This is a genomic window from Martelella mediterranea DSM 17316 (assembly GCF_002043005.1).
Taxonomy (GTDB): domain Bacteria; phylum Pseudomonadota; class Alphaproteobacteria; order Rhizobiales; family Rhizobiaceae; genus Martelella; species Martelella mediterranea.
The window spans coordinates 3,778,886-3,792,027 of the sequence record NZ_CP020330.1 but is presented as its reverse complement, the minus strand read 5'-3'; the positions used below and the strand labels follow the sequence as shown (position 1 = coordinate 3,792,027).

The 13,142-nt window shown below is 63.0% G+C and carries 15 protein-coding genes; 9 read left to right on the top strand and 6 right to left on the bottom strand.

Going from position 1 to position 13,142, the window contains the following annotated elements; all coding sequences use genetic code 11:
• Positions 1 to 8: 8 nt before the first annotated feature.
• Entirely contained in the window at positions 9 to 935 is a 927-nt protein-coding gene (locus Mame_RS17635; protein ID WP_018066568.1) for an acetyltransferase domain-containing protein, read from the bottom strand.
• Positions 932 to 1,642, bottom strand: a complete 711-nt coding sequence (locus tag Mame_RS17630; protein ID WP_026173789.1) for a DUF599 domain-containing protein — start codon at positions 1,640 to 1,642, stop codon at positions 932 to 934. Before Mame_RS17630 ends, Mame_RS17635 begins: the two co-directional genes overlap by 4 nt.
• A 603-nt stretch (positions 1,643 to 2,245) precedes the next feature.
• On the opposite strand from Mame_RS17630, the gene Mame_RS17625 reads away from it, so the two are divergent.
• From Mame_RS17625 to Mame_RS17615, 3 genes are all read left to right on the top strand, one after another.
• Positions 2,246 to 3,658, top strand: coding sequence for an L-serine ammonia-lyase (locus tag Mame_RS17625; RefSeq protein ID WP_018066566.1), 1,413 nt, complete (start codon positions 2,246 to 2,248; stop codon positions 3,656 to 3,658).
• A gap of 53 nt (positions 3,659 to 3,711) precedes the next feature.
• Positions 3,712 to 4,146 (top strand): DUF1489 family protein, encoded by a 435-nt coding sequence (locus Mame_RS17620; protein ID WP_018066565.1) that lies wholly within the window; start codon positions 3,712 to 3,714, stop codon positions 4,144 to 4,146.
• 352 nt (positions 4,147 to 4,498) lie between these two features.
• Positions 4,499 to 5,437: an IS110 family RNA-guided transposase gene (locus tag Mame_RS17615; protein WP_079920906.1), complete on the top strand. Its 939-nt coding sequence runs from the start codon at positions 4,499 to 4,501 to the stop codon at positions 5,435 to 5,437.
• Positions 5,438 to 5,580: 143 nt separating this feature from the next.
• Here Mame_RS17615 and pyk read toward each other — a convergent pair whose 3' ends face one another.
• The gene (pyk, locus tag Mame_RS17610) at positions 5,581 to 7,020 is read right to left on the bottom strand and encodes a pyruvate kinase (RefSeq protein WP_018066310.1); all 1,440 of its coding nucleotides are present in this window, start codon (positions 7,018 to 7,020) and stop codon (positions 5,581 to 5,583) included.
• Entirely contained in the window at positions 7,020 to 7,523 is a 504-nt protein-coding gene (locus Mame_RS17605) for a DUF1036 domain-containing protein (RefSeq protein WP_018066311.1), read from the bottom strand. The genes pyk and Mame_RS17605 overlap by 1 nt, the downstream gene beginning before the upstream one ends.
• 164 nt (positions 7,524 to 7,687) lie before the next feature.
• On the opposite strand from Mame_RS17605, the gene Mame_RS17600 reads away from it, so the two are divergent.
• The 3 genes from Mame_RS17600 to Mame_RS17590 all read left to right on the top strand — a co-directional run bounded on the left by Mame_RS17600 (position 7,688) and on the right by Mame_RS17590 (position 9,159).
• Complete coding sequence (locus Mame_RS17600; protein ID WP_026173735.1) at positions 7,688 to 8,467, top strand: N-formylglutamate amidohydrolase; 780 nt, start codon at positions 7,688 to 7,690, stop codon at positions 8,465 to 8,467.
• A 20-nt stretch (positions 8,468 to 8,487) separates the two neighbouring features.
• Complete coding sequence (locus tag Mame_RS17595) at positions 8,488 to 8,793, top strand: DUF1244 domain-containing protein (RefSeq protein ID WP_026173736.1); 306 nt, start codon at positions 8,488 to 8,490, stop codon at positions 8,791 to 8,793.
• 99 nt (positions 8,794 to 8,892) lie between these two features.
• A complete protein-coding gene (locus Mame_RS17590) occupies positions 8,893 to 9,159 on the top strand; it encodes a DUF2312 domain-containing protein (protein WP_018066314.1) in 267 nt (88 codons plus the stop codon).
• Between the two features lie 43 nt (positions 9,160 to 9,202).
• Here Mame_RS17590 and Mame_RS17585 read toward each other — a convergent pair whose 3' ends face one another.
• Positions 9,203 to 9,961, bottom strand: a complete 759-nt coding sequence (locus tag Mame_RS17585; protein WP_018066315.1) for a sulfite exporter TauE/SafE family protein — start codon at positions 9,959 to 9,961, stop codon at positions 9,203 to 9,205.
• Positions 9,962 to 10,065: 104 nt separating this feature from the next.
• On the opposite strand from Mame_RS17585, the gene Mame_RS17580 reads away from it, so the two are divergent.
• A complete protein-coding gene (locus Mame_RS17580; protein ID WP_026173737.1) occupies positions 10,066 to 10,713 on the top strand; it encodes a thiamine phosphate synthase in 648 nt (215 codons plus the stop codon).
• 7 nt (positions 10,714 to 10,720) lie between these two features.
• Positions 10,721 to 11,803 carry a tetratricopeptide repeat protein gene (locus Mame_RS17575; protein ID WP_018066317.1) on the top strand — a complete coding sequence of 361 codons (1,083 nt, stop codon included), beginning with the start codon at positions 10,721 to 10,723 and terminating at the stop codon, positions 11,801 to 11,803.
• A 29-nt stretch (positions 11,804 to 11,832) separates the two neighbouring features.
• Here Mame_RS17575 and Mame_RS26750 read toward each other — a convergent pair whose 3' ends face one another.
• Entirely contained in the window at positions 11,833 to 12,027 is a 195-nt protein-coding gene (locus tag Mame_RS26750; RefSeq protein ID WP_155122137.1) for a hypothetical protein, read from the bottom strand.
• Here Mame_RS26750 and Mame_RS17570 point away from each other — a divergent pair.
• On the top strand, positions 11,938 to 13,080 hold the full coding sequence (locus Mame_RS17570) for a GGDEF domain-containing protein (protein WP_018066318.1): 1,143 nt from the start codon (positions 11,938 to 11,940) through the stop codon (positions 13,078 to 13,080). The genes Mame_RS26750 and Mame_RS17570 overlap by 90 nt on opposite strands.
• Positions 13,081 to 13,142 lie beyond the last annotated feature (62 nt).

The window sequence follows — 13,142 nt, the reverse complement described above, 5'->3', positions numbered from 1 at the left end:
ATATCTGGTCAGCGGCTGCTGCACATCATCGAAATGCGACCGAGCGCGACGGCGTCCTGCTCCGTGGTCTGGTTGCGCATCAGCGGACCGAGCAAGCCTTCTTCCTTGAGCGTATCGAGCGTGCAGGCGCAGTAGGACGCACAGAAGGCGGCGTCATCGGTGCGCTCGCAGCTCGCCTGGCAACTGGAGATGTAGGCGGGCGAGGGATCGGGCGGGACCACCAGCGTGGCGGCATAGACGAGGCCGAACAGGATCGGCTGGTGCAACAGGTAGAAGACCAGGCTGTGGCGGCCGAAAAAGGTGAGAATGTTTTCGTTCTTCGGCACCTGCTTCTGACGCTTCAGCCAGTCGAGCGAGAGCTTCGAGACCGCCAGTCCGGCCAGAAACGGGCCGATCCAGGGAAATAGCGGCACATAGTCGTTGGAAGAAGGCGGATGCGCCGCCATGCCGATCCAGGCGAGCCAGCGCGGGTCGAGCGCATCGAAACTGACATAATGCGGCAGAATAAGCGCAACGACGGCGACCACCAGTGTCACGAGCGCGGGGACGCGCAGGAAAAACAGGCCGATGATCGAGGCGACCGCGATATTATGCAGGATTCCGAAATAGATCACCGCGTCCGGCGTCGTGAACCACGAAACGATGGAGATCGCCAGCGAAGCCAGCACCAGTATGCCGAGACGCTTCAGGAACGAGGCCATCCGGATGCCGCCGCCCTGCGCCATCCACAGGCTGTAGCCGGCCACGAACAGGAAACTGCCGGCGATCAGGTGGGCAAAGATCGCCCAGCCGCCGGTGGTCGCGAGCCCGGATCGGACATAGCCGAAAAAGTCGAGATCCCAGGTGAAGTGGTAGATCGCCATCGCAATGAGCGCGATCCCGCGCGCGGCGTCGATGGCATGGATCCGCCGTCGTTGAACTATAGTCTCGCTCAAGGCTTTTCCTCCGCGCCCTCAAGGGCAGCTATGACGGTTTTCCGCGCATCCGAAAAATACTGCCGCCGCATCAGGATCATGAATACGAAGGCGGTGGTGGCGATGAAGGCGTAGGGGCCGAGAAACCAGCCCAGATAGCCGATCGACAGGAAGATGGCGCGCAGGCCGGTATTGAAATGGCGCGCGGCGATGATGTTGATCTCCGCGATCCGCTCTGCCAGCCGTTCGGCCTTCTCTCTGTCGCGCTCCGTCTCCGCCATCATCGGCAGGCTGCCGAACAGGATGGTGTTGTAGTTGAACAGACGGTAGGACCAGCCGAACTTGAAGAAGGAGTAGCCGAAGATCGCGGCAAGCCCGCCCGCCTTCATCTCGAACGCCGCGCGCGTGCTCGGCGTCAGCAGCGGCAGGTCCTGAAACAGCGATTGCGCGGTGTCGGCTTCTCCCATCAGCGCGAAACAGCCGCCGATCGCGAAGATCGAGGTCGAGGCGAAAAACGCCGTGCCGTTCTGCAGCCCGGCCATGATCTGGGTATCGATGATCTTGAGGTCGCGCGTCAGTGCGTTCAGCATCCAGCGCTTGCGGTGGATCGACATCACCTCCGTCAGGCTGCGGCGGGAAACGAGGCGGAAACGGCCGACAACGATGCTGTCGAACAGAAACCAGCAGCCGAGAAAGAAGAGAAGCGCCAATAGATCGACTGTCGTCATGAACCTTCTGCCCGCGCTTTCCGGATCGCCCCGTGAAAATAAATATCAGAGTGCGGTCGCGTATGAAAGAAATGCGGGCAGCCTGTTGACGATGCACGGCATTTCCTTCACGACGCTACCGTTTTGTCCGCTGTCCCTTGCCTTTGCAAGCGGACATTTTCGAAATTTTCCGTCGGACCCCCATTGAAGTTTCTGTGACAGTTTAATAAAGCGATAACCATCCGCACGCATTCTCCCAAGGGCGTGCCGGGTAATGTCAATCGGAGTAATCATGGAAGATACCGCACACAAATCCTGTTGGGGTGTGACCCTCAGGGCTGTCATCGGCTTTGGTGCTATTCTCGGACTTGCCTATCTTATCGTCGCTGTTTGATCAGCCCGGAATTTGAAGAAAACAACGGCGCTGCCCAACCGGGCCGCCGTTGTTTTCATTTCCGCTTCTTTCCTGCCATATTTCCCTTATGTCGTGGACACATGCGCATCATGTCGGTCCAGGGCCTGCGCGATGGTGCCGTCCTCGTTGAAGATGGCTGAGAGCATCGGGCGGTGCCAATCACTCGCCTGATGATCCAGTGTCGGGCGAAAGCGCGTGGAGGTGGCGGATTGTTTCTGTCGGTATTTGAAGTCTTCAAGATCGGGATCGGCCCGTCGAGCTCCCACACGATGGGGCCGATGTCGGCGGCCAACCGGTTCCTTGATTTGCTCGCCTCAAACGACTGGCCGCGCCCAGCCGGAACGGTCGTCTTCCGGCTGAGGGTAAGCCTGCACGGTTCGCTCGCCTATACCGGCGTCGGCCATGCGAGCGACCGCGCCGTGATCCTCGGCCTTGCCGGCGAGCGGGCGGATAGCGTCGATCCGGATGACATGGACTCTATTCTCGACGCGATCCGCCAAAAGGGCGCGGTCGAACCGCCCGGCCACCCCGCCTACCAGTTCGATTGCGACGAGGATGTGATCTTCGACCGCAAGGAAGCGCTGCCGGGTCACGCCAACGGCATGACGTTCTACGCGCTTAATGCGGATGACAACGTGCTTTTGCGGCAGGTCTATTATTCGATCGGCGGCGGCTTCGTTCTCACCGATACCGAGCTTGCGGCCTGGAAGGAGCAGAAGGCCTTTCCCGCCGCCGAGAAGACAGACGAGAACACGCCATTCCCGTTCCGCACCGCCAGGGAAATGCTGGAGATGGCCAGCCGGTCCGGCCTCAGTATCGCCGCCATGAAACGCGCCAATGAGGAGGCGCGCATGCCGCGCGGCGAACTCGACGCCGGACTCGATTCGCTGTGGCAGGCGATGGATGGCTGCATTGATCGCGGGCTGAAGGGCGAGGGCGAACTGCCCGGCGGGCTCAGGGTCAAACGGCGCGCCGGCAAGCTTTACGAGAAGTTGTCCGAGGCGCGGCTTTCCAACCAGTTCGACCCGATGATGGCCAATGACTGGCTGTCGATGTTCGCCATGGCCGTCAACGAGGAAAATGCCGCCGGCGGCCGTGTCGTGACCGCGCCGACCAATGGCGCGGCCGGCGTGGTACCGGCGACGCTGCGCTATTTCCGCGAGTTCCAGAAACCGATGGGCACCGCCGCGATCCGCGACTTCCTGCTGACGGCGGCGGCGATCGGCGGCATCATCAAGACCAATGCGTCGATCTCCGGCGCCGAGGTCGGCTGTCAGGGCGAGGTCGGCTCGGCCTCCGCCATGGCCGCCGCGGGGCTCGCCGCCGCCATGGGCGGTACGCCGGAACAGGTGGAAAACGCCGCCGAAATCGCGCTCGAACACCATCTAGGCATGACCTGCGACCCGATCGCGGGGCTCGTCCAGGTGCCCTGCATCGAGCGCAATGCGCTCGGCGCGGTCAAGGCGGTCACCGCCGCCTCGCTGGCGCTGAAGGGCGATGGCAGCCATTTCGTGCCGCTCGACAATTGCATCGAGACCATGCGCCAGACCGGCCGCGACATGCACGAGAAATACAAGGAAACCTCCACCGGCGGGCTGGCCGTCAATGTGGTGGATTGCTGAGGCCCGCCGATATTCGGCCTTGACTGGAAAGCCCTCCGGCGTTTGATGAGGGCATGAGCCTCAATCTCCTCAAACTCTGCGTCGGTGCCACCGGCATTGACGATCTGCGCGAATGGGTGTCGCGCCGCGCGATGGCGGCGATCGCGCTCGGCCAGGAGCCGCACAGCATCCACACCACGCGGATGACGCCCAAGCGCCGCGACGAACTGCTTGAGGGCGGCTCGCTCTACTGGGTCATCAACGGCCAGATCCGCGCCCGCCAGATGCTGCTCGACATCGCCAACCACACCGACAATCAGGGCATCCAGCGCTGCGACCTCGTCCTCGCGCCGCAGGTGATCGACACGGTTCCGGTGCCCCGAAAGCCGTTCCAGGGCTGGCGCTATCTCAAACCCGAGGATGCGCCCCGCGACCTGGACTTCGGCGATGGCGGCGATGATATGCCCGACGACCTGCGCGCGGAGTTGGCGGAATTGGGGTTGTTGTAGGGGAGGGGGGCTGCTTGTCTTCAGGCAGCTCGATATCTCGCAGCAGACACCGGTCTCACCGCAAAGCCCCCCAGTCTTCTCGCCCCGGCGGGGAGAGATGCCCCGACAGGGGCAGTGAGGGGGGAGTCCATCCCTGCGAACGCCCTCACAGCTTGAAACGCTGCATCACCCTTGTAACTTCGAATCCGCTGCTTGTGGTATAGAGCAGGTTGCGGTGGCGGACGGGAGACCGGTCACCCTGAGGGACACCAAGCCCGTGAGTGAGCAAGGGTCCTCGTCCGCCGTTCCATCGAACCCGAACAGTCGCTTGGGCCGCTCGAAGCGAAGCCCGCTTAAGCAAGGATGGGATCGGATGGACGCTCTTAACATCGGTATCGACGTCTCCAGGGATCGTCTGGATGTCGCCGCCAACACGTCTTCGATGGCCCCTTTTCATGTCCCGCGCGATCATGACGGGCTGGAGGACCTGATCGCGCGGCTGAAGCCGCTCGGGGCCGCACGGATCGCCATTGAGGCCACCGGCGGCTTCGAAACCGTGGTTGCGGCGGCGCTGGCTTCGGCCGGACTGCCGGTTGTCATCGTCAATCCGGCGCAGGTGCGGGCCTTTGCCCAGGCGCTCGGCAAGAGGGCCAAGACCGATCCGATCGATGCAGCCGTGATCGCCCGTTTCGCCGAGGCCACAAGGCCCGCCCTGCGGCCGCTGCCGGACGCCGAAACCCAGGCCCTGGGTGATCTCGTCGCTCGCCGGCGGCAGATCATCGCCATGATCGGCGCGGAAAACCAACGCCTGAAGCGATCGTCTCAGCGCACGGCCAAGAGCATCAACCGGCTCCTCAAGGCGCTGCAGAAGGAACTCACCGACATCGATCAGGACATTGACGACAGCATTCGCCGATCGCCCCATTGGCGGGCCAAGGTCGAGCTCATGAAGTCTGTCCCCGGTATCGGTGACCAGATCGCCCGCACCCTGATCGCCGAGCTACCGGAACTCGGCACGCTCGACCGACGTCAGATCGCCGCTCTCGTCGGACTGGCTCCATGGACGCGCCAATCCGGCCAATGGCGCGGAAAGAGCTTCATCGGCGGAGGACGCGCCGGCGTCAGAACGGCGCTCTACATGGGAGCCCTCGTTGCAGCGCATCACAATCCAAGCCTCAGGGCGTTCAGGGATCGTCTGGTCGCTCATGGAAAACCCAAACTCGTGGCCATCATCGCAGTCGCACGAAAACTCATCACCATCCTCAACGCAATCCTCCGGGACAATCATCCATGGCGCGAACAAAACGCTTGACCAGAAAGACAGTCGCTCACTCCCCCTTTCGGGGGTATCTCTCCCGCAAGCGGGAGAGAGTATTGGGAGCACGCCGTAAGCTCTTCTCGCAAATATGCGTCCATAAGAGTGGACGGCGGCCGCAAAGCCGCCGCCTGAAAACATCACACGCCCGAGCGGCCGTCCATGCCGATATAGGCGATGCGCAGCATGTTGGTGGCGCCGGGGGTGCCGAGCGGCACGCCGGCGGAGATGATGATCCGGTCGCCGGGCTTGCCGATGCCCTCGTCGACCACGATCCGGCAGGCGCCGTCGACCATGGATTCGAGATCGGTCGGCTCATCGGCCACCACGCAGTGCAGGCCCCAGACCACCGACAGCCGCCGCGCGGTTCTGACGACCGGGGACAGCGCCAGGATCGGCACGTTCGGCCGCTCGCGCGCGGCGCGCAGCCCGGTGGTGCCGGACGCGGTATAACAGACCATGGCGGTCAGCTTCAGCGTTTCGGCGATCTCGCGCGCGGCCAGCGATATCGCGTCCGCGCCCGTCGCTTCGGGCTGGGGGCGCTGGGCGTAGAGGATCTGCGGATAAAGCTGCTCGCGCTCGATGGTCCGGGCGATCGAGGCCATGGTGCTGACGGCTTCAACCGGGTATTCGCCCGCGGCCGACTCTGCCGACAGCATGATCGCGTCGGCGCCCTCGAACACGGCAGTGGCGACGTCGGAAACCTCGGCGCGGGTGGGAACCGGCGATTCGATCATCGATTCCAGCATCTGGGTGGCGACCACCACAGGTTTGCCGGCGGCGCGGCACAGGCGAATCAGCTTCTTCTGAAGACCGGGCACGGTTTCGAGCGGCATTTCGACGCCGAGATCGCCGCGCGCCACCATCAGCGCATCGCTCATCTCGATGATTTCCTCGATCCGCTCGATCGCCTGCGGCTTCTCGATCTTCGACATCAGCCCCACCTGGCCGCGCGCGATCTTGCGCACTTCCGCCAGATCGTCCGGACGCTGGATGAAGGACAGCGCGACCCAGTCGGCATCGCCCGTTTCCAGCACCGCGTCGAGATCGGCGCGATCCTTCTCGGTCAGCGCTCCGACGCCGAGCAGCGTATCGGGCAGGCTGACGCCCTTGCGGTCGGAAATGCCGGTGCCGGCGACCACGGTGCATTCGATGCTCTTGCCGTCGCATTTTTCGGCGCGAAGCTGCAGCTTGCCATCATCGATCAGCAGGCGGTGGCCGGGCTGAACCGATTGCAGGATTTCAGGATGCGGCAGGAATACGCGCTTTTCATTGCCCGGCTCGTCGCGATCGTCGAGCGTAAAGGTCTGGCCGACCTCAAGCTCCACCTTGCCGTCGAGAAACTTGCCGACGCGCAGCTTGGGGCCCTGCAGGTCGCAAAGAATGCCGATCGGCCGGCCGCAGCGCGCCTCGACATTGCGAATCCGCTTGGTCAGCGTGCGCATCAGGTCGTGGCTGGCATGGCTCATATTGATTCGGAACAGGTCGGCGCCGGCCTTGTGCAGCGCCTCGATCTGCTCTTCCTCGGAGGAGGCCGGGCCGAGCGTGGCGAGAATCTTTACTTTTCTGTGACGTCTCATCAATTCTGACTTTCCTGGGTGGAGGGGGTGTCGGAAAGCTGGACGGTCCAGCTTTCTTCCCGCCCTGTGTCATATTCGCTAAAACCCATCTGCTGGTAACCGCGCGCAAAGCAGTCCTGAACGCCGGTGATTTCGAATTCATCCTCGGCGACGCACATATTGGTATAGCCGGTCCAGCGTCCGCTTCCGGAGGCATCCTCGGCGTAGAGATAGTAGTAGCGCGATTGAAGCGGGCCGGGCACGACGGTCGCGCAGGTGGTGGCCGGGAGTTGCCACCATCCCTCCGAGATCCATCCTTCTTCCGCCCGGTAGCCGACCGCCACGCCGACAAGGTTGGCCGTGTCGTTGCACACGCGGAACTCCGCGCGGGCTTCGTGCGGCGACCAGAAGGCGGCGACGAACAGACCGGCGGCAAGCGTGCCGGCGAGTGTCAGGCCCTGTCCTGCAATGGCAAAGGCTTTGTGGGAGGAGGCGGTGGGAAGACGTTTCGGAGTTGACAGCATGGCAGCCTGATCTCGTGGGACGATCCGTGACGGGAACGCATTCAATCGATTTACAGCGTTATCATAGTGCCGCGCGGCGGGCGAGGCAAATGGCGGAGCACACGCTTGCCGAAAGCCGGCCGTTTGTGCCATCACCCATTATCGCAAATTCCGACCGGATATCCATGGCGAACATGTGTGCTTTTGAAGTTTTAGAAGGGAAATATGACAGCGGTTTGGCGCTGCTCGCCGATCACGCCATGGCTCTTGTGCCGGCGGAATATGGCGATCTCGGCCTCGACCGCTCGGTGTTTGCGCGCCACATCGCCTATGATATCGGGATCGAGGCGTTGACCCGCGCGCTTGCCGCCGAACTTTCCTGCCCCGCCGTCATGGCGACTTTCTCGCGGTTGCTGATCGATCCGAACCGGGGCGAGGATGATCCGACGCTGATCATGAAACTCTCCGACGGCGCGATCATTCCGGCCAATCATCCGCTGTCACCGGATGAGCGCGAGAGGCGGTTGGAGCGCTATCACCGGCCCTATCACCACGCTATCGACGCGCTCATCGAAAAGTCTGCGGAGGCCACCGGCCGACCGCCTCTGGTAATATCGCTGCACTCGTTCACGCCATTCTGGAAAGGCGTAGCGCGGCCGTGGCATACCGGTGTCCTGTGGGACGGCGATCCGCGCGCGGTGCGTCCGCTGATCGATGCGCTTGACGCCATCGAAGGCGTGATCGTCGGCGACAACGAGCCCTATGACGGGGCGCTGAAGGGCGATACCATGAACCGGCACTGCATGGAAAAGGGCATCGCCCACGCCCTGCTGGAAGTGCGCCAGGACCTGATCGCCGATGCCGGCGGCGTTGCGCTATGGGCGAGGCGGATCGCCCCCATTTTGGCCGCTTTGAACGCCGATGATGAAATGCATGTGCTGCGGCGTTTTCCCTCGCGGGCCTGAAAACCAATATGGAGACGAACATGGAAAAGCTCAGCGAAGAACAGAAGCGCGATCTGGAGGCTGCCGCGTTCCGAAGGCTCGTCGCTCATCTCGGGGCGCGCGCCGACGTGCAGAATATCGACCTGATGACCCTTGCCGGCTTCTGCCGCAACTGCCTTGCCAACTGGTATCGCGAGGCGGCGGAACAGGATGGTATTCCCATGACCAAGGACGAGGCCCGCGAGATCGTCTACGGCATGCCTTATGATGAATGGAAGGCGCGCCACCAGAGCGAGGCGTCGGACAGCCAGAAGGCCGCGTTCGAAGCGGCCAGACCGCGCGATTGAGTGGAACAATCGATCCCTCCCGCATTATCGGCCTTGACCTGACACGCGGTTTTCGGCAGGCAGGGCCCACACAGTTTTCAGTGTCACAAGGAGTTGAGCATGGCCGACGACGCACACGGCATAGCGCGCGATCAGTTGCGTTCGATCATCGAGCGGATCGAACGTCTGGAAGAAGAAAAGAAGACGATCGCCGACGACATCAAGGATGTCTATGCCGAGGCCAAGGGCACCGGCTTCGACACCAAGGCGCTGCGCAAGATCATCGCGTTGCGCAAGAAGGACGAGCAGGAGCGCATGGAAGAGGAAGCCGTGCTCGATACCTACATGATCGCGCTCGGCATGATCCGCGCGCCGGAAGAGGAATAGGGCGGCTCCGGCGTTTCAGCCGGACACGCTTTTCCTTGACGACCTAGAACCCGTCCAGCACCAGTTTCAGCCCGGCAAGTCCCGCCATGGCGTACATCAGCGGATAGAACACTTCCATCCGCATGCGCTTGATGATCATGCCGCCCGCGATCGTCGCAACCACCGCGAAGGGCAGCAGACTTGCCGAGGCGGTGAGATTGGGCGCACCGAGTTCGCCCAGGAAATAATAGGGCGGCAGCTTGACGAAGTTGACGATGGCGAAGAAGCGAACGCTCGCGCCGGTATAGCTTCTCGGGTCGAGCTTGAGCGGCAATGTGTAGATCTGGAAGGGCGGGCCGCCGGAATGCGAGATAAAGCTCGTATAGCCGGCAATGCCGCCCCAGAAGGTGGCGGCGGCAGGCCGCTGCGGGGCCGGGGGCTTTTCGATCTTCTCGCCCGGCTTCCAGCGGTCGTAGAAATACTTGCCGGCAAAGGCGAGCGTCGCGATCCCGACCAGCATGCGCGTCAGCTCGAAAGGCACGGTCGAGAAAGTATACCACCCGAGCGCAGTTCCGATCAGCGCGCCGGGCAGCAGCATCACAAGCGTCGGCCAGTGATTATAGTGGCGCCAGGTCCATAGCGCCACGATGTCCATGACGATCAGGATCGGCAGCATCACCGCGGCTGCCGTCGCCGGTTCGACCACGAAGGTGAGGATCGGCACGCCGAGCAGCGAAAGCGCACCGCCCATGCCGCCCTTGGCAAGGCCCACGAGTATCACGGCGGGGATTGCCGCTGCATAAAAGATCGGATCGGGAAGCATAAATCAAAGCACCTGTTGAAACTCCGCTCTAACGGATTTATCCGGGGAAGGCGAGGCCCCCCGGTTGCGGTAAGATGAGGCGGGCGCGAAAGGGATTGAGCGAGATGACTGTGGATCAGGATCGTTGCCGGCTGGTGCTGGTGGTGCCCGAAATGGCCGATACCGGCGACCAGGAGAAGCAACTCTCCGATGCTTTGCGCGGCGGCGATGTCGCCTCCGTCATCCTGCCGCAATATGGCGAGGACATCGAGGCTTTCCAGCGCCGCGCCGAACGACTGGTGCCGATCATCCAGGATCATGGCGCGGCGGCGCTGATCGCCGGCGACAGCCGCGTTGCCGGCCGCGCGAAGGCCGATGGTATTCATGTCGCGCGCGGCGAGCTTGCCGATGCGATGGAGCGGTTCTCGCCGCGGCTGATCGTCGGCGTCGGCGGATTGAAGGATCGCCACGCGGCGCTTGAGGCCGGCGAACTCAACCCCGATTATGTCTTCTTCGGCATGCTCGATGGCGACACCCATGCGGCGCCCCATCCCAAGAACGTCGACCTCGGCGAATGGTGGGCCTCGATGGTGGAAATTCCGTGTATCGTGATGGCTGGCAGCGATCCGGCCGGCGTTATCGACGTGGCGCTGACCTTCGCGGAATTCGTCGCCGTTGGAAAGGCCGTCTTCGACGCCCCCGGCGGGCCCGCCGCCATGGTGGCCGAGATCAATGCCATGCTGGACGAAAAAGCGCCACGGTTTGGCGATTAGGAAAGCCATGACCGCTCGTTCCGTCGTCACTGCTGCTGTTTTGCTGGCGCTTGCGCCGGGCCTTGGTCTTGCCGCGACAATGGGGCAGTTCGCGACCGATGCGGATCTGGTCGCTGGCGACCGGGCTTCGCTTTACGGGGGCGGACGGTTGTTGCCGCCGGGGCTCGCGCCCGACAGGCCCGCGCCCTATCAGTTCGCGTTTGCCGCGCCGGTCGGCGATGACCTTCCTGGGTTGCCGCCGGAGCCTGCCTATGACGGGCCGGTCGATCTCGCCTACGGCGCCTATCAGCGCGGCGCCTATGAGGCGGCCTATGAGGCCGCGCTCCAGCAATCCGCCCGTGGCGATCCCCGCGCCGAAACCCTGATCGGCGAACTGGTGGAGCGTCAACTCATCGCCGAAAGCAGGGCCGGTCCGGCGCTGGAATGGTACCGCATGGCGGCTGAAAGCGGCGAGGCTTTCGCGCTCAACCGCTACGGCATGGCCCTTCTGACTTCGGATGAAGAGGCGGACAACGAAAAGGGTGGCGTGCTGGTGAAACAGGCCGCTGAAGCCGGCGATCCGCTTGCCCAATTCAATTACGGCAGCCTGCTGATCGAACAGAATCCCGGCAAGGATGGGCTGAAGCTAGCTTTGCCGTGGTTCGAGGCATCGGCCGAAGCCGATATCGCCGACGCGCAATATGCGCTTTCACAGATCTATCCGGCCCTGGACGATCTTCCGGAGGAGAAGAAGGCGCTCTGGAAATTCTGGCTGCGCCGCGCCGCCGATGGCGATCACGATACCGCCCAGCTCGATCTCGCGCTGGCGCTGATCAACGGCAGGGGGATGCCGCGCGATCTCGAGCAGGGCGTCGACTGGCTGCGCCGCGCCGCGCTCAACGGCAATCCGGCGGCGATGAGCAGGCTCGCCTACCTTTACAGCCAGGGCATTGGCGTGCGCGAAGACAAGGAAACGGCGGCGACCTTCTATCTCAGCGTTCGGCGGCTGGGACTGATCGAGCCGGACATGGAAGAGCTTGTCGACGGTCTCGACGCCGAGACCCGGACGGAGGCTGAACGCCGTTCGCGCGCGCTGGCGCAACGATACTAGCCAAAAACGCGCCGGGAGAACGCGGTCGATCATCGATTTGTCTGTTCCTCGCGCGTCAGTTTGTGTATTTTCCGTTGTGACAGGTTGTGACTATATTTTGATGAGCGTGACTGGTGGAGGTTGGGGGAAGTTTTTTGGGGCGCCTTGATATTGTCGGTGAATTGATCACAAGCCTTGGACTCGGTGCGCTGATCGTCCTTGGCTACGGCTTTGTCCTTCGCCATGTTCGCCTTCCGCGTCGTCGGACCTATGCTAGCGCTGTCGTTTTTGCCGGCGGTGCGATCGCCGCCATGATGAATGCGATCGAAATGCAATCCGGCTACGTGTTCGACACCCGCGCCGTCTTTGTGGTTCTGTCCCCCGTTTTCGGAGGGCCGGTTGCGGGCCTGCTTGTCAGCGCTATCGTGGCGGCGTTCCGCATCTGGATTGGCGGCGACGGGGTGGCTGCGGGGGTTGTCGGGATCGCGATGGCCGGCGCGATCGGGATCGGCTTTGCTCTTCTCGGCCCCAAGGTTCAGCGTTTTCGGTCGCTTCTGCTACTCGGCTGCCTCAGCAATCTCTATGTCCTGTCATTGCTGATGGCTGGGTTCGAACGGGCCGCCGATCTGTTTGCCGTGATCGGCGCGCCGCTGATCGTGATCAACACCGTCGGCACGGTCCTGCTCGGATCGGCTCTGGAATCGACCAGACGCGCGACCTCCTATCTGCATGATGTCGAGTTCAACGCCGACCGCGATCCACTGACGGGCCTCCACAATCGGCGGGCGCTCTCCCAGCTCGAATTCACGATAGAACGGGAGGCCGCCGCCGGAGAGCAGAAGGATGGTTGCGTCATCCTGTTCGATATCGACCGCTTCAAGGCGGTCAATGACCGCTATGGCCACCCCCGCGGCGACGAGGTGCTGAAGCAGGTGGCCAAAACCATCGTCACCCGCATCCGCCGGTCCGATTTCGCCGTGCGCTACGGCGGCGAGGAGATCGCCATCATCCTGCTGGCGACAACGGTGGACAACGGCTTCCGCGTGGCCGAACAGATCCGAACCACGATCGAGAAACTGGAATTCACCTTCGAGGGGCAGACATTCTCGATCACCATCAGCGCGGGCGTCGCCGGTTTCGCGGCCGGCGAGACGCGGCTGGCGGTGGCGCTTGATTACGCCGACCGGGCGCTCTACCGCGCCAAGAATGCCGGCCGCAACCGGACCGAAGTGCTCGATTTATCATCGAAGAAGGCCGAACGCTCCGACGACGAAGCGCTTCAGGGCGATTCGATTTAGGCCTGCGGGCCTTGAATTTCACCGCATTCTGTGATCATGAACCGCCGTGTCGCAAAAGCGCC

Excerpts from the sequence above, each read along its gene's own strand:
- Mame_RS17630 (WP_026173789.1), bottom strand. The coding sequence starts at position 1,642 with ATGACGACAGTCGATCTATTGGCGCTTCTCTTCTTTCTCGGCTGCTGG.
- Mame_RS17620 (WP_018066565.1), top strand. The coding sequence starts at position 3,712 with ATGAGCCTCAATCTCCTCAAACTCTGCGTCGGTGCCACCGGCATTGAC.
- Mame_RS17615 (WP_079920906.1), top strand. The coding sequence starts at position 4,499 with ATGGACGCTCTTAACATCGGTATCGACGTCTCCAGGGATCGTCTGGAT.
- pyk (WP_018066310.1), bottom strand. The coding sequence starts at position 7,020 with ATGAGACGTCACAGAAAAGTAAAGATTCTCGCCACGCTCGGCCCGGCC.
- Mame_RS17605 (WP_018066311.1), bottom strand. The coding sequence starts at position 7,523 with ATGCTGTCAACTCCGAAACGTCTTCCCACCGCCTCCTCCCACAAAGCC.
- Mame_RS17600 (WP_026173735.1), top strand. The coding sequence starts at position 7,688 with ATGGCGAACATGTGTGCTTTTGAAGTTTTAGAAGGGAAATATGACAGC.
- Mame_RS17595 (WP_026173736.1), top strand. The coding sequence starts at position 8,488 with ATGGAAAAGCTCAGCGAAGAACAGAAGCGCGATCTGGAGGCTGCCGCG.
- Mame_RS17590 (WP_018066314.1), top strand. The coding sequence starts at position 8,893 with ATGGCCGACGACGCACACGGCATAGCGCGCGATCAGTTGCGTTCGATC.
- Mame_RS17585 (WP_018066315.1), bottom strand. The coding sequence starts at position 9,961 with ATGCTTCCCGATCCGATCTTTTATGCAGCGGCAATCCCCGCCGTGATA.
- Mame_RS17580 (WP_026173737.1), top strand. The coding sequence starts at position 10,066 with ATGACTGTGGATCAGGATCGTTGCCGGCTGGTGCTGGTGGTGCCCGAA.
- Mame_RS17575 (WP_018066317.1), top strand. The coding sequence starts at position 10,721 with ATGACCGCTCGTTCCGTCGTCACTGCTGCTGTTTTGCTGGCGCTTGCG.
- Mame_RS26750 (WP_155122137.1), bottom strand. The coding sequence starts at position 12,027 with ATGGCGAAGGACAAAGCCGTAGCCAAGGACGATCAGCGCACCGAGTCC.